This window comes from Komagataeibacter melomenusus (assembly GCF_013155395.1).
GTDB lineage: Bacteria > Pseudomonadota > Alphaproteobacteria > Acetobacterales > Acetobacteraceae > Komagataeibacter > Komagataeibacter melomenusus.
Map to the genome: position 1 here is coordinate 47630 of NZ_JABJWC010000003.1, position 20054 is coordinate 67683.

The following is a 20054-nucleotide window of genomic DNA, read 5'->3' on the forward strand; positions in this document are numbered from 1 at the left end:
CGTATGCTGAACGTGAAACGCTGTCTGACATAGCGGCAATGCCGTTACTCTCCAACACCCGGCGCGTCCGCTTCCTCGATGGCACGGATAATGGCCTGCCCGCGCGTGATGTCGGTAATGCGCGCGCGCACCTCCGCCTCACGGGCTGCGGGCACGGTTATGCGCAGGTCCACGCCCTCGGCGCCGAATTCCTCGGCCATGATCTGGCAATCCATCGCCTCAAGCCGCGCGCGCAGCAGCGCGTGCTCGGAAAAGCCACAGCCAAAGCTCAGGCCCGCCATCTCCACAATCGGCACGCGGGGTGCTGCGCGCAGGCATTCCGCTGCCGTGCCGCCATAGGCGCGCACAAGCCCGCCAGCCCCCAGCTTGGTGCCGCCAAACCAGCGCGTGACCACGACTACCGTGCGGTCAAAGCCCTGCCCCTCGATCACCTGCAATATGGGGCGGCCTGCCGTGCCGCCCGGCTCGCCCGCGTCATCGCTGCGATAGGTCTGGCCGATCAGGTAGGCCCAGCAGTTATGCGTGGCGTCGGGATCGCTGACGGAGGCGATGAATTCCATGGCCGCGGCAGGGGTGGCGACGGGAGCGGCCTGAGCGAGGAAGATGCTTTTCTTTACCTCACGCTCGAGCATGGCGGGGGCTGTGAGCATGAAGCGTTCCGGCGTGCTCACGCCTCCGCCTCCTCCATCGCGCCGGTGAACAGGCTGACCAGATCGCCCAGATGCCCGATTTCATGCAGGCCCAGCCCATCGGGGGCGGAAGGCTTGCGGTTGCCCCGCGCGATGCGGCGCGGCAGGAACGCCTGCTCGAAACCCAGCTTGTGCGCCTCCTTGAGGCGCGTATCGGGCTGCGAGACCTGACGCACCTCGCCCGACAGCCCGACCTCGCCAAAATAGACCGATCCCGCGCTGGTGGGCTGGCCGGTGGCGGCGGAAACAAGGGCGGCAGCCACCGCCATGTCGGCGGCAGGCTCGCCCACGCGCAGCCCGCCCGCGATGTTGAGGTGCACGTCCATGGCGTTGAGCTTGATGCCGCAGCGGGCCTCAAGCACGGCGAGCAGCATGTTCAGCCGCCCCGTCTCCCACCCCACCACGGCACGCCGCGCGCCGCCATCGCCCGCCTTGGGCGAAAGGAGTGCCTGCACCTCCAGCAGCACGGGGCGCGTGCCCTCCATGCCCGCGAATACGGCGGAACCCGCAATGTGCCCCCGCCGCTCGGCCAGGAACAGGGCGGAGGGATTGGGCACTTCCTCCAGCCCCTGATCGGTCATGGCGAATACCCCGATCTCGTCAGTCGCGCCAAAGCGGTTCTTGGCTGCGCGCAGGATGCGGAACTGGTGACCGCGATCACCCTCGAAATACATCACCGCATCGACCATGTGCTCAAGCACGCGCGGGCCGGCCAGTGCCCCTTCCTTGGTCACATGCCCCACGAGGATCAGGCTGAAGCCGCGCTGCTTGGCCAGGCGGATGAGTTCGAACGCGCAGGCCCGCACCTGGCTGACCGTGCCGGGCGCGCTCTCCACCGTTTCCATCCACATGGTCTGGATCGAGTCGATCACGACCAGCGCCAGGTCCTTCTCCGCCTCAAGCGTTGCCACGATATCGGCCACATTGATGGCGGCGGCGAGTTCCAGCGTGGGCGCTTCCAGCCCCAGCCTGCGCGCGCGCATGCGGATCTGGTCCACCGCTTCCTCGCCCGAGATGTACATCACCTTGCGCCCGGCCCGCGCCAGGGCGCATGCGCCCTGCAGCAAAAGCGTGGACTTGCCGATGCCGGGATCACCACCTACCAGCACCACCGAGGCGGGTACCAGCCCGCCGCCCAGCACGCGGTCAAGTTCGCCGATATGCGTTTCAATACGCGGCGGCGGCGGCGTGTCGCCCGCAAGCCCCACGAGGTTGATGCGCGCGCCGGTGCGCCTGCGCGCATTGGTGCCGCCGGTGGCGGTAGGCTCGACCGTTTCCTCGACAATGCTGTTCCAGGCACCACAGGCATCGCACCTTCCCGACCATTTGGGAAAGACCGCCCCGCAGGACTGGCAGACAAAACGGTTAGCGGGCCGACGCGCCATGATGGCTCCTTGGGCAAGAACAGATCGTGTATATCATATATGGAACGACCGGCCGCTTGGCCAAACGGAGAAAAGTTTCTGGTGAAGCTTTTTTCAAAAAGCTTCAGAAGAACGCCGCCTTTCTGGAAAAAGGCGGCACCCAAAAACTTTTGTCTTTTCAGTTATTTCCCTACATCCACCTTGATCGGCCCCTCGCGACGGCCGTGGGTGAACTGGTCCACCACGGGGTTGCCGCTATCAAACAGGGTGGAGGGCAGCCCCTGCCAGATCAGCCTGCCTTCGTACAACATGCCCACCCTGTCCCCGATCCGCTGGGCGGAGGCCATGTCATGCGTGATGGCAATGGCTGTGGAGCCAAGCTTGCGCACGCAGTCGGCAATCAGCCCGTCAATCACCGCCCCCATGATGGGATCAAGCCCGGTGGTGGGTTCATCAAAGAACAGGATCTCGGGCCGGGCGGCAATGGCGCGGGCCAGCCCCACGCGCTTTTGCATGCCGCCTGACAGTTCGGCGGGCGAAAGCGCGCCCACGGCGGGGTCCATGCCCACCTGCTCGAGCAGTTCGCCCGCCCGCGCGCGCGACTGGGCGCGGGTCAGGCGCGGGCCGTGGCCCATGCGGGCGGCGGCGGTAAGGCCGAAGGTCACGTTCTCCCACACGCTCAGGCTGTCGAACAGCGCACCGTTCTGGAACAGCATGCCGATGCGCGCCATGTAGGGCTCGCGCTGGCGCGGCGTGAGCGTGGTCACGTCCACGCCGTCGATCTCAATGGAACCGGCATCGGGCGTAATCAGGCCAAGGATGCAGCGCAGCAGCACCGACTTGCCGGTGCCCGAGCCGCCAATGACCACGAACGACGTGCCGCCCATGACATCAAGGTCCACCCCATCGAGCACCACCTTGGGGCCAAACGCCTTTTTCAGGCCGCGAATGCGGATCTTGGGGGTCGGGTCTGTCATTGCGAAAAGAACACATCCGTCAGCAGGTAATCGAAGGTCAGCAGCAGGATCGACGCCGCCACCACTGCCGCCGTGGTCGCCGCCCCCACGCCCTCGGCGCCGCCGCGGCTATGGTAGCCATGGTAGCAGCCCATGAGCGTGATCAGGAAACCAAAGATCGCCGCCTTCACCAGCCCCACCGTCACGTCCATCACCTTGAGCGAGGCGATGGTCGCCGCGATATAGGCCGAAGCCGAGAAGTCCAGCTTCATCACGCATACGGTAAACCCGCCCAGCACGCCCAGTATGTCGGCAATCAGCACCAGGAAGGGCAGCGCCAGCGTGCCCGCCACCAGCCTTGGTGTGACGAGGTATTTCATGGGGTTGGTGGAAAGCGTGGTCAGCGCGTCGATCTGGTCGGTCACGCGCATGGTGCCGATCTCGGCTGACATCGCCGCCCCCACGCGGCCCGCCACCATCAGCCCTGCCAGCACCGGCCCGAGTTCACGCGTGACCGCAAGGATCACGATGCCCGCAATGGCGTTCTGGGCATGGTACTGGGCAAAGCCGGTATAGGACTGCAACGCGATCACCCCGCCCGAGAACAGGGCGGTCAGCGCCACCACGGGCAGCGAGAAATACCCGATCTCGACCAGCGAGCCCCACAGCGTGCGCCAGTAAAACGGCGGGCGGACAACATGCGACAGCGCCACGGCCCCGAACAGCGCCACCTTTCCGGCCATGCGCACCATGTCCAGAACGGCCCTGCCCAGCCCGGCAACAAAATCGAGAATGCCGTTCACCCTGCCTCCCGCACGTAAGGATAAGGACCTGGCCACATGGAGGGCGTGGCAGGCCTGTCCCTGCCGTAGCGCGGCAGGCCACCCACGTCAAAGCGAAAGCGCATGACCCGCCGGGCCGCTTCAGGTCGCAGGTGTCGCCCGTGCCCGGCGCGCGCTGGCGTGCCGCCAGATATTGCATGCCACCGTACAGCACACGCCCGCCATCACCACCACCGCCAGCGGCGTGGGGCTGCGAAAGGTGACATGGCCCAGAATGAAGCCGCTGCCCGCTGCAAGCGAGAACTGGATCGTGCCCATCAGCGCCGAGGCGCTGCCCGCCTGGTGGCCATGATGGGTAAAGGCCAGCACCGTGGCGTTCGGCCCGATAAAGCCAAGGCTGCCGGTAATGCAACTGACCAGCCCGCAAACCAGCAGCGGGTGCGCAGGCCCCGCAACGCCTGCCAGCGACAGGGCCAGGCAGGCACAGGCCGCGATGATGATGGCCACGATACCGCAGTCAAGCAGGCGCGAGAGGTCGATATGATGCACCAGCCACCCGTTGACCTGCGCGCAGGCGATGAACACCCCGGCATTGAGCCCGAAGAACACGCCAAACTGCCCCGGCGTAAAGCCCAGCAGGTGCTCGAACACCATCGGCGCCGAGGTGATGTAGGCAAACATGACGAAGGAGGAGAAACTGTTGATCAGCGCGCTCGACATGAACACCGGCTCACGCACCAGCCCTGCGTAGCGGCTGATCATGCCGGTGGGCGAGAAGGCAATGCGCCGCGCGCGCGGCATGGTGTCGGGCAGGCTTGCCATGACCGTAACCAGGCCCAGCGCGCCGTAGCCCACCGCGATCCAGAAAATCCAGCGCCAGTGCCCGAACGAAAGCACGAGGCTGCCCAGCGACGGCGCAAGGATGGGCATGACGCCAAACACCAGCATAAGTTGCGACATGATGCGCGCGCCTGCCGCCCCCGTGGCCACATCGCGCACGATGGCGCGCGGAATGACCACGCAGGCCGCCCCGCCAAGGGCCGCGATGAACCGGCACAGGCAGAACAGCCCGAAGCCCCCGGCCAGCGCGCACCCCGCCGAGCCGATGATGAAGAACACAAGCCCGCCCAGAAGCGGCACCCTGCGGCCCAGCCGGTCGGAAATGGGGCCCATGCTGAACTGCCCCAGTGCCAGCCCCGCAAACCACGCGGCCAGCGTGACCTGGCTGCTGCCCGCATGCCCGCCCACGAGTTCACGATCCATGACCGGAAAGGCGGGCAGGTACATATCCGTAGCCAGTGGCCCGATGGCCGTGAGCAGCCCGAGCAGGGCGATCATCCAGAACGGCATGGCAGGAGAGGGACGACGGCTACGGGCGGGCATGGGAATCCACGGCAGGACAGAAACAGCGGCACAAGACGGCGCCGTTCGTGCATATCCCCGTATTTCAGGCATATTGTCCATGCGGAATGGCTGCATGCAACACATGCATTGCGTGCCGGAAAAGGTCTGGTAGCGACGCTTCTTGCAAAAAACGTCGATACCGTCGCTTTCCCTGAAAAAAACGCCGCGCCGAAACTTTATCCCTCACGCCCCGCGATAAAGCCCGGATTCACACCCCGAAACTGGCCACGAGGTCGATCAGCCCCACCTGGCGGTGCCGCTCGAGGCGGGCTGCGACCAGCACGGCGCGGGCCTCGGCGATGGCCTGATCGAGGTCGGAATTGATGATAACGTGATCGAATTCGTTCCAGTGCGAGATCTCGTCACGCGCGGCCTGCATGCGGCGTGCGATTTCATCGGCCTCGTCGGAGGCGCGGCCCGTGAGGCGGCGCTCGAGTTCCTCGATCGAGGGCGGCAGCACGAACAGGCTGATCACGTCATCAGGCAACGCCGCGCGGATCTGGCGGTGGCCCTGCCAGTCGATGTCGAACACCATGTCGCGCCCCTCGGCAAGTGCCTGCTCGACAGGGGCGCGCGGCGTGCCGTAGCCACGGCCGAACACGGTGGCCCATTCCAGCATCTCGCCTGCTCCGGCCATGCGGTTGAATTCATCCATGCTGCGAAAATGGTAATGCACGCCATCGCTCTCGCCGGGGCGGGGCTGGCGCGTGGTGACCGAGACCGAGTGCAGCAGTTGCGGCTCGGAGGCGCGCAGGGCATTGGCAATGGTGGACTTGCCAGCACCCGACGGGGCGGAAATGACCAGGCAGACCCCCCTGCGCCTGACCGGCGCCACGGGGGTTGGGCGAGTGGGGGGGACGGTCTGGCTCATGCGGCTCTCCTTAGTCGGCGGTCCTGTGCGAATGCAGGCCGGGTAGGCAAACGGGGTAGCGCAGTTCTAACAGGGTGTATGTATTCTGCGAATATGAAACAGGATTCGATACTCATCACAGGCGCCTCGTCCGGAATCGGGCGCGGCCTCGCCCTTGCCCTCGCGCGCCCTGGCCGCACGCTGCACCTTGGCGGGCGCAATGCCCGCAACCTCGAGGCCGTGGCCACCGCCTGCATCGCACGCGGGGCGGATGCGCGCCTGAAGGTGCAGGACGTGCGCGACGCGGCCGGCATGGAAGAGTGGATCACGACGGCAGGCACGCTCGACCTCGTATTCGCGGGGGCGGGCATTACCGCCTCGACACGGGGCGGGGCGGATGCGCCCCATGAGCCCGATGCCCAGATCCGCCGCATGTTCGACACCAATGTCGATGGCGTGCTGAACACGGTGCTGCCCGCGCTGCATGTCATGCGCGGCCAGCCACGCGGCACTGACGGGGTGCGCGGGCGCATCTGCGCCATGGCCTCGGTTGCGGGGCTGGTATCGTTTCCGGGCACGCCGTCGTACTGTGCTTCCAAGGCAGCGGTGGACCGCTTCATGGTGGCGACGGGGGCGAACATGAAGCGCGCGGGCATTGTCATGACCAGCGTGAGCTGCGGGTTCGTGGCCACGCCGATGACCGCGCAGAACAGCTTTCACATGCCCGGCCTGACCCAGACGGGTGATGCCGTGCGCGCCATCCTGTCGGGCATTGCGCGCGGCAAGCGGCGCATCGCCTTCCCGTGGTGGCTGGCGGCGGGCTCGCGCTTCATGGACCTGCTGCCCATCTCGATTGCCGAGCATTACTACTTCCGCCAGCCTGCGGGGCAGGCGGGCACCATGCCCGAAACCGGGCTGATGCCGGATACTCCCCCATCCTCATGAACACGACCCCCCGAAGCAGCGGAACGGCCACGGGCAACGGAAGCCTGCCGTGAACCTGTGCCGCGTTTTCATCCTGCGCCCGGTGGCGACCACGCTCATGGCGCTGGCCATCCTGCTCTCCGGCGTGTTCGCCTACAGGCTGCTGCCGGTGGGCGACCTGCCCAACATCGCAGTGCCGGTCATCTATGTCATGGCCACCCAGCCCGGTGCCTCGCCCCAGCAGATGGCGAGTTCCGTCACCACCCCGCTCGAGCGCAGGCTGGGGCAGGTGGCGGGGGTGAGTTCGATTGAATCCGATTCAAGCCAGGACAGCGCCTTCATCCTGCTCATCTTCAATGAATCGACCAATATCGACGCCGCCGCCAATGACGTGGAAGCCGCCCTGCGCGCCGCCCGCGCCGACATGCCCGCCACCTTGCAGTCCCAGCCGCAGTACTGGAAGGCCAACCCCTCCGACAACCCGGTCCTGATCCTGGCCCTGACATCGGACACGCAGCCGGTCTCGGAGCTGTACGACATTGCCAAGACCCGCCTCCAGCCCCTGCTCTCGCAGGTGCAGGGGGTGGGGTGGGTCGAGATCGCGGGCAGTTCCGCGCCCGCCGTGCGGGTGGACATCAACCCGTGGCCGCTGTTCAAATACGGGCTGGGATTCGAGGATATCCGCTCGGCGCTGGCCGCGGCCAATGCCAACACGCCCAAGGGCATCATCGAAAACGACACCACGCGCACCATGCTGGCCACCAATGACCAGGCCCGCACTGCCGCCCAGTACCGTGACCTGGTGATCGGCTACCGCGACACCCGCCCCGTGCGGCTGAGCGATGTGGCCACCGTGCGCAACGGCGTGGAGAACGAACGCCAGATCGGCTACCTCAACGGGCATCAGGCGGTCATGGCCATCATCCGCCCGCGCGCAGGGGCCAACGTCATCCGCGTGATCGATGACATCAAGGCCCGCATCCCCGCCCTGCGCACGGCGCTGCCGCGCGGGGTGACGCTGAGCCCGGTCATGGACCGCTCGATCACCATCCGCGCCTCGCTCGCCGATACCAAATGGACGCTGCTGGCCTCGGTGGTGCTGGTGGTGGGGGTGGTGCTGGTCTTTTTGCGCACGCTGCGCTCGACGCTGATCCCGGCGATTACCGTGCCCATCTCGCTGGCAGGCACGCTGGCGCTGATGGCGGTGTTCGGCTTCTCGCTCGATATCCTCTCGCTCATGGCGCTGACCATCGCCACGGGCTTCGTGGTGGATGACGCCATCGTGGTGCTGGAGAACATCGCCCGCCACATGGAGGCCGGGCTGAACCGGCGCGAGGCCGCACTGAGGGGCTCGCGCGAGATCGGGTTCACGGTGCTGTCCATCACCATCTCGCTTGTCGCGGTATTCCTGCCGCTGCTTTTGCTGGCGGGCACGCCGGGCAAGGTGTTCTTCGAGTTTTCCATGACGCTGGCCATCACGGTCACGGTGTCGCTGCTGCTGGCGCTGAGCCTCACCCCCATGATGTGCAGCCTGTTCCTTGAAGTGGGCGAGATCGCCCCCCTGCCCCCCGCCGCGCCATGGTGGCGGCGGTGGCCGCGCCAGGCAGGCGACTGGCTGGAGGCGGGATACCAGCACCTGCTGCGCGCCTACGAACGCACGCTTGATGTGGCACTGCGCCACCACGTCATCACCGCCCTGACCCTGCCGGCAAGTCTTGCGGTGATGATCGGCGTGATCGTGCTCATGCCCAAGGGCATATTGCCCAAGGAGGACGTGGCCATGGTCATGAGCTTCTTCCGCGCGGACCAGACCACCTCCTTCCCTGCCATGAAGGAGAAGATCCGCGCCATCAGCAACGCGCTCTCCACCGACCCGGACACGGAGGAGGTCGTGGCCTTTTCAGGCGATACCAACATCGAGGGGCAGGCTTTTGCGCAGTTGCATGACCGCGCGCAGCGCCGCGACACCATAGATGACATGATCGCGCGCGTGCATGACCGCCTCGAGGCCATACCGGGGCTGGACATATCGCTGTTCTCGGCCGGTGACATCAGCGGCGGCGGCGGGCGGCAGAAGGAGGGCGCCTACCGCTACCAGCTCACCAGCGACAACGCCGATGACCTGTACAGATGGGCCCCGATCCTGACCGCGACGCTGCGCACGAACCCGGTGCTGCGTGATGTCACCACCGATGTCATGAACAATGGCGCCGCCATCCATGCCGACATCATCCGCGACCTCGCGGCACGGTACCTGATCACGCCGCAACTGGTCAGCAACACGCTGTATGATGCCTTTGGCCAGCGCACGGCATCGAACATCTCCACCTCGCTTACCACCTATCATGTGGTGATGGAGGTGGCGGATGCGTACCGCACCAGCCCCGAGATCCTCAATTCCATGCGCATTTCCACCTCCGGCGGGAGTGCGGGCGGGGGTACGGTATCGAACACGGTGCGCGCGCGCGCCACCACCACCACGCAGGCCAGCCGCAGCACGCAGCTCAGCCAGCAATCCTTTCGCAACCAGATCGCCAACCGGCTGGCGGGCGGGGCCGGGGCCTCGAACGGGTCGGCTGTCTCGTCAAGCACCGAGACCATGATCCCGCTCTCCGATGTGGCGCGGCTTGAGGCGCGTGTGACGCCCATCACCGTCTCGCACCAGGACGGGTTCGTCTCGGCGGCCATTTCCTTCGACCTCGCACCCGGCATGGCGCTGAGCGATGCCTCCGCCGCCATTGCGGACACCATGATCCGGCTGCATGTGCCACCCTCCATCCATGGCGGCTTCAGCGGGCAGGCAGCACAGTTCAAGTCCGCCATCATCAACGAGGTGCTGATCTTCCTCGCGGCCCTTGTCACGATCTACGTCACCCTGGGCATATTGTATGAAAGCTACATCCACCCGCTGACCATCATGTCCACCCTGCCCTCGGCGGGGGTGGGGGCGGTGCTCGCGCTTTGGGCGCTGGGGCAGGAGTTCTCGCTCATCACCATGATCGGGATGATCCTGCTCGTCGGCATCGTGAAGAAGAACGCCATCCTGATCGTCGATTTCGCGCTGCATGCCGAGCGCGACCGGAACATGGACCCCGCCCCCGCCATACGCGAGGCGTGCATCCAGCGCTTCCGCCCCATTCTCATGACCTCGCTTGCGGCAGCCCTTGGCGCCGTGCCGCTGATCACCAATGGCGGCTACGGCATGGAAATGCGCCGCCCGCTGGGCATTACGGTGGTAGGCGGGCTGATGATGAGCCAGTTGCTGACACTCTACACCACGCCGGTCATCTATCTGTACATGGAGCGCATCCGTGTGGGAACGCGGCAGCTGGGCCAGCGCCTGCGCGCGCGGATGCGGCGATAAGCGTTTGTTTAAAAATCAAAAGTTCTTGGGTGCCGCCTTTTTTCAAAAAGGCGGCGTTCTGTCGAAGCTTTTTGAAAAAAGCTTCGCCAAAAACTTTTTCATGATTGCAGGTCATTCCTGAGACGGCATTTCAGGCCGCCAAAAAAATTTTCCCAAAGCGAAAAAAGGGGCTTGCGGGGTGCAAGCACCTCGGCTAGAAACCGCCTCACAGCGCACCCGTAGCTCAACTGGATAGAGCACCAGACTACGAATCTGGGGGTTAGAGGTTCGAGTCCTTTCGGGTGCGCCACTTTCCTTAAAATATCATCAGACCTGATGCCACATGGGCGGATAGCCCTGATGGCCTGCGTTATTGCATCTTTGCTTCATGCAACTTCACCCGCTGCGCGCGGTTCTACGGCGTAGCGCGGGGCAGGTCATGCCTGCGCCCTGGCATGAAGGATGAAGGCAATGGGCTACCGTTCAGTCGTGATGGGTGCATTCACCGCGCTTGGCCTGATGGCGGGCCTGCCTGCCGCCATGGCACAGGATGCCGCCCCCAACCCGCAGGCGATCCTGGCGGCGACACCCGGCGCGCGGCTGGCGGGGTACCTCAATTTCTGCATCGGTAACGGGCTTGCGCAGCATGATGAGGCAACGCCGCTGCTGGTCGCGCTGATTGAAAAGACCAACGCCGTGCCGCCCGATGAAAAAGGCAACATGGATTACGCCTATGGCACGGCAGGCGTGCTGCACCCCGGAACCCCCGAGCGCGCACGGCTGACGGATCTCGACATACCCCAGCGCCGCGACCTGTGCGCACGGGCCGTGCAGAAGGCCGGTATGGGTGCGTAATGACCTGCGGACCATAAAATCATGCCACCCGACCGCCACCTGATGAAAAAGAGGGCGTGCCCGTCTCCCGCCGGGCTGCTACACTCGGGGCTGTTTTTTCCGTCGTCTGATTCAGGAACCGAGAATGAGCGGGCCCAGCCTCCCCGAACATAGCCCCACACCTGCGCAACCTGCATCAGGTGGCGTCCTTTCATGGATTGACCGCAGGCTTCCCGTCATCAGCGGGTTTCGCAAGGAATATATCGATTTCCTCATGCCCGCGAACCTCAACGCGCTGTGGAATTTCGGGGCGATCCTGACCGCCGTGCTGGTGCTCATGCTGGCCACCGGCATCTTCCTGGCCATGAACTACACCCCCACGGCCGGCGGGGCGTTCGCATCGGTCGAGATGATCGAGCGCCAGTTGCCCGGCGGGTGGATGCTGCGCGCGATGCACATGACGGGGGCCAGCCTGTTCATGGCGGCACTTTATATCCACCTCTTCCGCGGGCTGTACTACGGCTCGTACAAGCAGCCACGCGAAATCCTGTGGCTCAGCGGGCTGGGGCTGCTGCTCATGGTCATGGTCACGGCCTTTGCGGGCTACGTGCTGCCATGGGGGCAGATGTCGTACTGGGGCGCTGACGTGGCGGGCAAGGCAGTGGGCGCCGTGCCGGGAATCGGCCCCACGCTTGAACACATCATGGAAGGCAGCGACACGCTGGGGGATATCTTCATCCACCGCTTCTTCGTGCTGCACTTCGTCATGGCGTTCGCCATCGTGGCGGTGGTCGGGCTGCATGTGGCGGCGCTCCATGTCAGCGGGCCGAACAACCCCAGCGGCAGGCCCGTGCCCGCGAAGGAGAGCGTGCCCTTCCACCCCTATTACACCACCAAGGACCTGACCGGGCTCGTGCTGTTCGCGCTGGTGTTCGTGGCCCTCGCCTTCCTGTGGCCCGACCTGCTGAGCGAGCCGGAAAACTACCGCCCCGCCAACCCCATGCACACGCCTGCCGATATCGAGCCGGAATGGTATTTCCTGCCGTTTTACGGGCTGCTGCAATCCGTGCCCTCCAAATTCGGCGGGCTGCTGGCGGCGGCGGGTTCCATCCTCATCCTGTTCGTGGTGCCGTGGCTTGACCGCTCGCCCATCCGCTCGGCGCGCGAGCGACCGGCCTGCCGCATGGGCATGGCGGGGCTGGTCATCGCCTTCGTGATGATGGGGCTGGTCGGCCGCCACCATGCCGAAGGCGGCTGGATGATCGCAGGACGGATCGCGGCCCTTTACTACTTCAGCTACTTCCTCGTGCTGCTGCCGCTGTGCGCACGGCGTGAAATGCGCCAGCCCACCGCATAAGCCCGCACGCTCGGGCATCTGTGACTTGACGCAAGCCGCGCCTGCCCACACTGTGCCGCCTGACCGGGGTGCCCCTCATCGATGGGCTGAGATCATACCCGTTGAACCTGATCTGGGTCATGCCAGCGAAGGGAGACAGCACGGCCCCGCCACGGGGCCATGATACCGCTCCCTGCCTGCCGCGTGTTCCACATCCATGCTGGCAGGGGAGCTTTCATACCATGCATATTTTCAGGCATGCGCCGGGCATGATGGCGCTTGTGGCCTGCGCGCTCATGACCCAACCCGCCCTGGCTGCGGGGCAGCCGGTCACGGTCGTGCTGGACTGGTTCCTCAACGCCGACCATGCCAGCCTTCTGGCCGCGCAGTACAGCGGGGCGTTTGCCCGCCATGGGCTGGATGTCAGACTCATTGCCCCGGCCGATCCCGGCTCACCCCCGCGCCTTGTGGCGGCAGGGCAGGCCGATCTGGCCGTATCCTATCAGGCACAGCTTGGCATGCTGGCGGATCAGGACATTCCACTGGTGCGCGTGGGCACGCTGATCGATACGCCGCTGAACGTGCTGATTACTGGCGCTGACATTCACGGCCTTGCGGAACTCAAGGGCAAGACCATCGGCATTTCCATGCCCGGCGTGGATGATGCCTCCCTTGACGCCATGCTGCATTCAGTGGGCCTTGGCGTAAACGATGTCAGGCAGGTGAATGTCAATTTCCAGCTTGAACAGGCCCTGATCAGCCATGCGGTGGATGGCGTGATCGGCGCCGTGCGCACCTATGAACTGCTTGACCTGCAACAGAAGGGGATCAGGGTTTCCGCCTTCTACCCCGAGGAACATGGCGTGCCGATCTCTGATGAACTGATCTTTCTCGCAGCCCGCGCCCATGGGCATGATACATGGGTGAAAGCGTTCATGGAGGCGCTGGCCGAGGGCACGAACACGCTCATCAACCACCCCGACACCATTCTGGCCCAGGCCATTCATGACCACCCGGAACTCGATACGCCGCTCAACCGCGCGGCCTGGCAGGCCACGCTGCCACGCCTGTGCAAGCAGCCCGCCCTGCTCAACCGGCCGCGCTATGAGGCCTTTGCCGCCTTTTTGCACGCGCATGGGCTGATGACGCATGACATTGCGCTCGGGCAGTACGCGCTGGACCCGTCTGATCCTGCTGGTCCCTGATAAAAACACAGGTTTTTGGAGGACTTCCTTTTTGCCAGAAGGCAGCCTTACCAAGAACGTCTTTTGTTTTCAGTCGACCTGGCTCTCGAGCATTTCCTGCTTGTGCGGCAGGAAGGTGGTCACGCGCAGGCCATGCCACGCGACGATGCTGTCGCCCAGAAACATGCCCAGCGCAATGACCGTGCACACCAGCGCATTGCCAAACATGAGCACCAGCCACCACGCAATGGCGGAATCGCGCACACTGCCCAGAAACAGCGCGAATGCCGAGCCGCAGGCCGAAGCCCCGCCCACGCCGCCAAACAGGATGGCGGCATCAAGCAGCAGGGTGCGGTAATGCAGGTGGGTCAGGCGGCGCAGCAGCACGGCGGTGCTTTCGCTGCCCTTCTTGTCATCGGCATTTTCCAGCTTGTCGCGCACGATCTCGATATGGTCGCTGACGCGCGCGAGCCGCGTATTGAACATGTTGAGCAACGTGCCGATGCCTGACAGCATGAACACCGGCGTCAGCGCCGTCTGGATCAGGTGGGCAACGCCATCAACAGATTCATCAGGCACAAGGCCGGGAAAAGTGGACACGGGCAGGCATATCCTTGGCTGCGGGCAACCGTGCGTTTTTTGGGGTTATCCGCAGCCCCGTCAAGGGGCAGACTTGCGCCACCAAGGCTGTTTGAAAAGCCCGTTCCCGAAACATCCTGCAAGCATAAGGACGTTTTTTGGGGAAAGCTTTTTGGAAAAAAGGAGGCACCCATGTCCCATAATTACGCAACGCCGCTCACCCCCGAGAAAAGGCTGGCCCGCGTGCTGTCGCGCATTCCCGCCCCGTGGGGGATCCATATCGAGCGCCTGCCCGGTGCGCCCGATGCCAAATGCTGGCACGCGCGCCTCGACGTGCCCGGGCAGGCCGCGCAGGACTGGACCGCGCCCGCCCCCACCATGGTCGATGCGCTGGAGCAGGCCTGGCGGCAGGCGCGCACCCTGCTGGCCTGAACGGTGGGCATGGAAGAGACGGTCAAGAAATAAGTTAGTAAAATACAAACACAGCTTTGTGAGGTTCTACTGTGTATTCCCGCGCCAGCAATGCGTCTGCTCATGCCGTTTTATTGAACAGAAACGACCAACGGGGCCGCACACGATTGTTTGATGGATCTTTACACGCCTTGCGAAACCGGACTGTCCAGGTCCAACAGGCATCATGACGTACTGCCCTGTCGCACACCACAAGATCGAAAACGCACATGTGTTCCGTTATGACCATTTTTTGAACGTTGCATGAAAAAAAAGGAAGATTAACCAACGAATCCATAACGGAGCCTGCCCTGCACGCCCTGTTTCTCCCACCATGGGGGGAGAAGTCCCTGCACGCGCCTGCACCCTGTGGCCGCTGTCCTGCCCCCTGCAGCCGCCAGCAGGGGCCATTGACCCGCCGGGTTTTATACAACAGGAATGCGCATAGGGAGTTTAATACTATGTCGGCAGGAAAATTGGCGCGTATTGGCGCGGTGGTTGTTATGGCAAGCGGGGGCACATCGCTTGCCTGCATCGATGAGGCATGGGCTGACGATTATAGTGAACTTCTCGATATCCTGAAGGCCAAGGGCAGCCTGACGCAGGGTGAATATCGCGGCCTGCTCGCCCATCACCTGCAACATGTGCATGAGGCGGCGACCAGTGCCGCCCGCACGCAGCAATACGTGCCCGCCGCGCGCCACATGGGCACGCAGGCCGCCCATGCACCCATGCGCACTGCAATGGGCCAGGCGGTCCAGCCCCCCGGCCAGATCGAGATTGGCGGCAACGGCATGGACCCCGACTATGTGCTGGCCCAGGCGCAGCAGGCGGCGGCCAGCGCGCAGGCCAGCGCGGCCTCGGCCGAGTCCACCTGGCTTGCGGCCCAGCATTCCATGGGGCTTGGCGGCGGCATGTCGCTGGTGCGGATGGAAAAATACGTGCCCGGCAAGGGCCTGACCTTCAAGGCCGGGCCGATCGACATCAATCTCTCGGGCTTCATCAACGGCTTCTATACCTATAACAGCCCTGCTGGCGGCATGCCGGTGGCGGGCGGCGTCTCGTCAGGGTCGAGCGGGTTCGATTCCTCGGCGCTGCGTAACGGCCTGCTGCCCGCGGGCCTGATCCTCAAGCTCTCGACCACGCAGAACGGCATCGACCTTGCCGCCGTGATGGGCATGTATCCCGGCATCGACAACGCCAAGAACGGCGCCTTCAACGCCAATACCGGCGGCAGCCCGGTGGGCCTTGGCACCGCCGGCATCGATTTTCGTCAGGTTTACGTGACGGCGGGCAACAAGAAATGGGGCACGTTCAAGATCGGTCGTGACCTTGGCATCTTTGGTGGCGACGCCATTCTTGATGACGCAACGCTGCTCAGTGTCGGCTCGACGGGCAGCAACTCGGCACCGGGCAATACCTCGCTTGGCCGCATTGGCGTCGGTTACGTGTATGCCGACTGGATTCCGCAGATTTCCTACCAGTCGCCCACCATCAAGGGCTTCCAGGGCACGATCGGCATCCTGCAGCCGCTTGATGAGTTCGATTTCTCGGGTGACGATGCCAACGGCAATGCCTATTCGGCGTCCTCCACGCAGCACAGTTCGCCCATGATCCAGGGCAAGGTGACGTACGACTTCAAGGTCGGTGGGCTTACGGCGCGTATCTGGGCCAGTTTCCTGACACAGCACCAGCAGGACCTGACCGAAAGCCGCACCAGCAACGTCACCACATTCCTGCTTGAAGCCGATGGGGTAACACGCTTCCCCTATACCTCGACCAGCACGGCGGATGTGTCCGTCGTCCCCGGCCAGAAACACGGCGTGACGGCGGAAGCAGGCGAAATCGGCACCAAGCTGACCTACGGCGCGGCACAGTTCGTGGGCTACTACTATCGCGGCAGCGGCCTTGGCACGACCGGCCTGTTCTTTGATGGCGTGGCCAGCAATGGCCGCAAGCGCGCATCGGAAGGCTACTATGTCCAGATGATGTATAACTTCACCAAGAAGTTCAAACTCGTGGGCAGCTATGGTGTCAGTAACCTGTATCTGGCACCGGGCGAGAAAGATCCCGATCTCGTGCGCCGCAATGAATCCGAAGTGGGTGCCGCCTACTACAAGATGACCGACTGGCTGAACCTGGTGGCCGAATACGCCCATACCAGTTCCGCCGCCCACGGCCCCTACAAGGAAAGCGACAACAGTGCCTCGGGCGGTATGATCCTGCTGTTCTGAGATCCGTTCCCACAAAAAAAGCGCTGCCGGGCAGAACCCGCGCAGCGCTTTTTTTTTACAGAAGTTTTTGGTGAAGCTTTTTTCAAAAAGCTTCACCAAAAACGCTGCCTTTTTGAAAAAAGGCGGCCCCCAAAAACTTTTATCCGTTACGGTGTCGGCGGCGGCATCACCACATACAGCCCGATTTGCAGATGCTTGCCGGTTGAATAGTTCAGCCCCGCCTGCTGCCCGAGTTCATGCAGGTCCAGGCCATCTTGCAGTGCGCGGGTGCTGAACGCCGCAAGTTCACGCGCCCCCACCAGCACCATGCCGCATTTCTGGTTCTGCTGCAGGAAATCAGCCGCTGCCGTAGGTGTGATCAACCGGGTATTCTCACCAAGCAGAAAGACAAGGCTGGGTTCTGAATCCGATGTCGAGGCGACAATGCTCTCGCGCCCGCAGGGGCGGTGGGCATCGACCATGGCAGCAAGGCGCGGGCTGAGCCATATGGTCTGCAAGCGCGGAATGACGGTCGTAAACAGCCCGACATGGATAATGACCGCTGCAGCAACCGCCGCCATGACCGCCCGCAGCACCTCACGGTGCAAAATCATATAGGCCGACAGCCCCAAAACCGGCAGCGCTCCCGCCGGGATCAGCATGGCGGCAGGCGACAGCGTGCCTTCCATGCGCCACAGCAGCACGGGGCCAGCAAAGGCCAGCACGGAACCGACCGTAAACCAGATCAGCCCATAGGCCGCGAGCAGGCCACGGGCCCACAGGGCGCGGGGCCATGCCCACTCCGTGGGAAACGAGACCACCGCCGCAGCCGTGAGGATGGCAATGGCCGGATAGGTCGGCAGCACATAATGCGGCAGTTTGGTCGCAATGGCCTCGAACACCAGCCAGTGCGGCACGATCCAGCACAGCAGGTAGCGCACATGCGGCTGAAAACGCTGCGCCCACACAAAAGGCAGGCTCATGGCGGCAAAAAGCGAGCCGGGCCAGAAGGCCAGGGCAAACACGGCCAGATGATAGCCCGGCGGCAGGCCATGCGTTTCCTGCCCGCTCGCCACCTTGCCCAGAAAATTGCGCCCCACCGCGCGCGAGAAGAAATCACCATGGCTGATGACCCCGATGGCAATGCACCACGGCAGCACGATGGCCAGCATGAGCAGCCAGCCCCAGGCCGGGCGCAGGCGGCGCCACCAGTCAATGCGCCGCTCCACCAGCGCCAGCGCCAGTGGCGTGCCAAAGCCGGGAATCAGCACCACCGGCCCCTTGAGCATGAGCCCGCAGCCCAGCGCAATCCAGTACAGCAGGGCCGCCGCAAGCGGCGTGGCCAGATCGCGCTCACGGTCGAGATAGGCACGCAGCAGGCCACATTGCGCCAGCAGCACGAACAAAAGCAGCGTGGTGTCAATCGTGGCCATGCGGCCTTCGGCGGTCATCAGCACCGAAACAGCCAGCAGGGCCGCCGCCAGCAGGCCGCATTGCGGGCCAAACAGGGCGGCACCAATCCAGGCCGTGAGCACAGCGGCCGCCGTTACGGCCAGAAGCGAGGGAATCCGATAGGGCCAGGTAGCGTTGCGGTCCTGCATGCCGGTCAGGCTGACGGCAGCCGCCTCCAGCCAGTAAATGCCAGCGGGCTGAAGGTAGCGGGGCTGATCGAGAAAGCGCACATCGACGTAATTGCCGCTATGCAGCATCTGGGCCGTGGCTTCCATGTAGCGGGGTTCGTCACGGTCCAGCGGCGGCAGCGAGGCCCGCCCGGGCAGGAACAGGACAAACACGGACAGCGCCACAAAAACATAGTGGCGCAGTGTCAGGCGCGTCATGGCACGGTCCCTTCAGCGTTCGGTAACGCGTTTCGGTATCCTGGCGCGGTTATTGAGCCACATGACACCCAGTATATCGCGGATGCCGACAATCGCCCGGTTGAAATTGGTGTATTTGGAGGACCCATGCAGCCGGTTGCGATGATGCACCGGCATGCACACCAGCGGCACGCCGCGCCGCCCCATCAGGGCAGGCAGGAAGCGGTGCAGCCCCTCGAATTGCGGCAGCGGCAGGAAATCTTCGCGCCGGAATGCCTTGAGCGAGGCCCCCGTATCAGGGCAGCCATCATCCAGCAGGCGGCGGCGCAGGCCATTGGCAAAACGCGACGCCAGCCTGCGCGACAGGGTATCGCGCCGTTTGGTGCGCACGCCCACCACCAGGGGGGCACGCCCGTTGCCCTGCTGGCACAGTGCCAGCATGTTGATGAAGTCGGTGGGATTATCCTGCCCGTCGCCATCAAGCACGATCACCCACTCGCCCCGCGCGGCTTCAACGCCGGTACGCAGGCCAGCGGATTTGCCGCAGGTGACATCATGGCTGAGAATGCGCAACTGCGGCAGGATGCCATCGCGCCGGACCGCTTCAAGCTCGGCCACGGTGCCGTCCGTGCTGCCATCATCGACAAAGATGATTTCAGCCGAGGGCAGGCGGTCGAGCACGGCCGCGATTTCCTGGCACAGGGGGCGGATATTGCCGCCCTCGTTCAGCACGGCAGCAATAATGGACAAAACGGGGCGTGAGTCCGCCCCGTTATGGCTGTCCTTCATGACGGGCGGCTGCAAAGACAATCAGGCAGCGCGCTTGGAAAGGGCAGTCGGCAGGTCGCCGATCGCCTTGTCGATGATCTTGCCATCAGCATCCGCAGGCAGGCTGGCGGCCAGCGTCTCGCGGGCGGCCTCGATGGCAATGTCAACCGCCGTCTCGCGCACTTCGCGCAGGGCGGAACGCTCGGCCGAAGCAATGCGGTCCTTGGCCATCTGCTCACGCCGCGTGGCAATATCCTCGGCATCCTTGCGGGCTTTTTCCGCAATGTTCGCGGCTTCACGCAGGGAGTGCTCGACCAATTCCTTGGCTTCGGCGAGTGCCGCCTCGCGGTCGCGCGTTGCGTCCTCCAGCATCTGCTCGGCCTCGCGGCGCAGGCGGGCTGCCTCATCAAGCTCGGCACGGATGCGCTCTGCCCGCCCGTCGAGCGCGCTCACCAGGGGTTTCCACAGTGAACGCCCGAACAGGACGAAAAACAGGACAAAGGCAACAGCCGACCAGAAACGGGGATCATGAAACATGATTATGACCTGTCTGTCTTGGGC

Annotated in this window: 18 protein-coding genes, 1 tRNA gene and 1 riboswitch; of the genes, 9 read left to right on the forward strand and 10 right to left on the reverse strand. The window is 64.3% G+C overall.

Annotated features, from left to right (window positions below; all coding sequences use genetic code 11):
- Positions 1 to 44: 44 nt before the first annotated feature.
- The 6 genes from HNW77_RS02030 to gmk form a co-directional block, all read right to left on the reverse strand.
- Entirely contained in the window at positions 45 to 671 is a 627-nt protein-coding gene (locus tag HNW77_RS02030; RefSeq protein WP_172154925.1) for a YigZ family protein, read from the reverse strand.
- Positions 668 to 2074, reverse strand: a complete 1407-nt coding sequence (gene radA / locus HNW77_RS02035) for a DNA repair protein RadA (protein ID WP_130730861.1) — start codon at positions 2072 to 2074, stop codon at positions 668 to 670. The genes HNW77_RS02030 and radA overlap by 4 nt, the downstream gene beginning before the upstream one ends.
- A gap of 161 nt (positions 2075 to 2235) precedes the next feature.
- Entirely contained in the window at positions 2236 to 3030 is a 795-nt protein-coding gene (locus HNW77_RS02040) for an ABC transporter ATP-binding protein (RefSeq protein ID WP_130730860.1), read from the reverse strand.
- Positions 3027 to 3812 (reverse strand): MlaE family ABC transporter permease, encoded by a 786-nt coding sequence (locus tag HNW77_RS02045; RefSeq protein ID WP_061275567.1) that lies wholly within the window; start codon positions 3810 to 3812, stop codon positions 3027 to 3029. The genes HNW77_RS02040 and HNW77_RS02045 overlap by 4 nt, the downstream gene beginning before the upstream one ends.
- 120 nt (positions 3813 to 3932) lie before the next feature.
- A complete protein-coding gene (locus HNW77_RS02050) occupies positions 3933 to 5174 on the reverse strand; it encodes a multidrug effflux MFS transporter (RefSeq protein WP_172154927.1) in 1242 nt (413 codons plus the stop codon).
- Positions 5175 to 5403: 229 nt separating this feature from the next.
- Entirely contained in the window at positions 5404 to 6066 is a 663-nt protein-coding gene (gmk, locus tag HNW77_RS02055) for a guanylate kinase (protein WP_172154928.1), read from the reverse strand.
- Positions 6067 to 6159: 93 nt separating this feature from the next.
- Here gmk and HNW77_RS02060 point away from each other — a divergent pair, with 93 nt between their 5' ends.
- The 7 genes from HNW77_RS02060 to HNW77_RS02090 all read left to right on the forward strand — a co-directional run bounded on the left by HNW77_RS02060 (position 6160) and on the right by HNW77_RS02090 (position 13687).
- On the forward strand, positions 6160 to 6990 hold the full coding sequence (locus tag HNW77_RS02060) for an SDR family NAD(P)-dependent oxidoreductase (protein ID WP_172154929.1): 831 nt from the start codon (positions 6160 to 6162) through the stop codon (positions 6988 to 6990).
- Positions 6991 to 7039: 49 nt separating this feature from the next.
- Positions 7040 to 10333 carry an efflux RND transporter permease subunit gene (locus tag HNW77_RS02065; RefSeq protein WP_172154930.1) on the forward strand — a complete coding sequence of 1098 codons (3294 nt, stop codon included), beginning with the start codon at positions 7040 to 7042 and terminating at the stop codon, positions 10331 to 10333.
- Complete coding sequence (locus tag HNW77_RS02070) at positions 10281 to 10454, forward strand: hypothetical protein (RefSeq protein ID WP_172154931.1); 174 nt, start codon at positions 10281 to 10283, stop codon at positions 10452 to 10454. Before HNW77_RS02065 ends, HNW77_RS02070 begins: the two co-directional genes overlap by 53 nt.
- Positions 10455 to 10545: 91 nt before the next feature.
- Positions 10546 to 10622 (forward strand) — tRNA-Arg (locus HNW77_RS02075).
- A 161-nt stretch (positions 10623 to 10783) separates the two neighbouring features.
- Positions 10784 to 11167 carry a hypothetical protein gene (locus HNW77_RS02080; RefSeq protein WP_172154932.1) on the forward strand — a complete coding sequence of 128 codons (384 nt, stop codon included), beginning with the start codon at positions 10784 to 10786 and terminating at the stop codon, positions 11165 to 11167.
- Between the two features lie 124 nt (positions 11168 to 11291).
- Positions 11292 to 12503 carry a cytochrome b gene (locus tag HNW77_RS02085; protein ID WP_172154933.1) on the forward strand — a complete coding sequence of 404 codons (1212 nt, stop codon included), beginning with the start codon at positions 11292 to 11294 and terminating at the stop codon, positions 12501 to 12503.
- A 54-nt stretch (positions 12504 to 12557) separates the two neighbouring features.
- Positions 12558 to 12654: riboswitch (TPP riboswitch) on the forward strand.
- 97 nt (positions 12655 to 12751) lie between these two features.
- Positions 12752 to 13687 (forward strand): ABC transporter substrate-binding protein, encoded by a 936-nt coding sequence (locus HNW77_RS02090; protein WP_408886753.1) that lies wholly within the window; start codon positions 12752 to 12754, stop codon positions 13685 to 13687.
- Positions 13688 to 13756: 69 nt separating this feature from the next.
- On the opposite strand, the gene HNW77_RS02095 is transcribed toward HNW77_RS02090, so the two are convergent.
- Positions 13757 to 14266, reverse strand: a complete 510-nt coding sequence (locus tag HNW77_RS02095; RefSeq protein ID WP_408886751.1) for a DUF2721 domain-containing protein — start codon at positions 14264 to 14266, stop codon at positions 13757 to 13759.
- A 171-nt stretch (positions 14267 to 14437) separates the two neighbouring features.
- Here HNW77_RS02095 and HNW77_RS02100 point away from each other — a divergent pair, with 171 nt between their 5' ends.
- Entirely contained in the window at positions 14438 to 14677 is a 240-nt protein-coding gene (locus HNW77_RS02100; protein WP_172154935.1) for a hypothetical protein, read from the forward strand.
- A gap of 479 nt (positions 14678 to 15156) precedes the next feature.
- Positions 15157 to 16929 carry a porin family protein gene (locus HNW77_RS02105; protein WP_172154937.1) on the forward strand — a complete coding sequence of 591 codons (1773 nt, stop codon included), beginning with the start codon at positions 15157 to 15159 and terminating at the stop codon, positions 16927 to 16929.
- A 146-nt stretch (positions 16930 to 17075) separates the two neighbouring features.
- On the opposite strand, the gene HNW77_RS02110 is transcribed toward HNW77_RS02105, so the two are convergent.
- The 3 genes from HNW77_RS02110 to HNW77_RS02120 are packed head-to-tail and all read right to left on the reverse strand — an operon-like array spanning position 17076 to position 20030.
- Complete coding sequence (locus HNW77_RS02110; protein ID WP_172154939.1) at positions 17076 to 18746, reverse strand: ArnT family glycosyltransferase; 1671 nt, start codon at positions 18744 to 18746, stop codon at positions 17076 to 17078.
- A 12-nt stretch (positions 18747 to 18758) separates the two neighbouring features.
- The gene (locus HNW77_RS02115; protein WP_172155080.1) at positions 18759 to 19514 is read right to left on the reverse strand and encodes a glycosyltransferase family 2 protein; all 756 of its coding nucleotides are present in this window, start codon (positions 19512 to 19514) and stop codon (positions 18759 to 18761) included.
- A 21-nt stretch (positions 19515 to 19535) separates the two neighbouring features.
- On the reverse strand, positions 19536 to 20030 hold the full coding sequence (locus HNW77_RS02120; RefSeq protein ID WP_172154941.1) for a F0F1 ATP synthase subunit B family protein: 495 nt from the start codon (positions 20028 to 20030) through the stop codon (positions 19536 to 19538).
- Positions 20031 to 20054 lie beyond the last annotated feature (24 nt).

Excerpts from the sequence above, each read along its gene's own strand:
- radA (WP_130730861.1), bottom strand. The coding sequence starts at position 2,074 with ATGGCGCGTCGGCCCGCTAACCGTTTTGTCTGCCAGTCCTGCGGGGCG.
- HNW77_RS02040 (WP_130730860.1), bottom strand. The coding sequence starts at position 3,030 with ATGACAGACCCGACCCCCAAGATCCGCATTCGCGGCCTGAAAAAGGCG.
- HNW77_RS02050 (WP_172154927.1), bottom strand. The coding sequence starts at position 5,174 with ATGCCCGCCCGTAGCCGTCGTCCCTCTCCTGCCATGCCGTTCTGGATG.
- gmk (WP_172154928.1), bottom strand. The coding sequence starts at position 6,066 with ATGAGCCAGACCGTCCCCCCCACTCGCCCAACCCCCGTGGCGCCGGTC.
- HNW77_RS02060 (WP_172154929.1), top strand. The coding sequence starts at position 6,160 with ATGAAACAGGATTCGATACTCATCACAGGCGCCTCGTCCGGAATCGGG.
- HNW77_RS02080 (WP_172154932.1), top strand. The coding sequence starts at position 10,784 with ATGGGCTACCGTTCAGTCGTGATGGGTGCATTCACCGCGCTTGGCCTG.
- HNW77_RS02085 (WP_172154933.1), top strand. The coding sequence starts at position 11,292 with ATGAGCGGGCCCAGCCTCCCCGAACATAGCCCCACACCTGCGCAACCT.
- HNW77_RS02090 (WP_408886753.1), top strand. The coding sequence starts at position 12,752 with ATGATGGCGCTTGTGGCCTGCGCGCTCATGACCCAACCCGCCCTGGCT.
- HNW77_RS02100 (WP_172154935.1), top strand. The coding sequence starts at position 14,438 with ATGTCCCATAATTACGCAACGCCGCTCACCCCCGAGAAAAGGCTGGCC.
- HNW77_RS02105 (WP_172154937.1), top strand. The coding sequence starts at position 15,157 with ATGTCGGCAGGAAAATTGGCGCGTATTGGCGCGGTGGTTGTTATGGCA.
- HNW77_RS02110 (WP_172154939.1), bottom strand. The coding sequence starts at position 18,746 with ATGACGCGCCTGACACTGCGCCACTATGTTTTTGTGGCGCTGTCCGTG.
- HNW77_RS02115 (WP_172155080.1), bottom strand. The coding sequence starts at position 19,514 with ATGAAGGACAGCCATAACGGGGCGGACTCACGCCCCGTTTTGTCCATT.
- HNW77_RS02120 (WP_172154941.1), bottom strand. The coding sequence starts at position 20,030 with ATGTTTCATGATCCCCGTTTCTGGTCGGCTGTTGCCTTTGTCCTGTTT.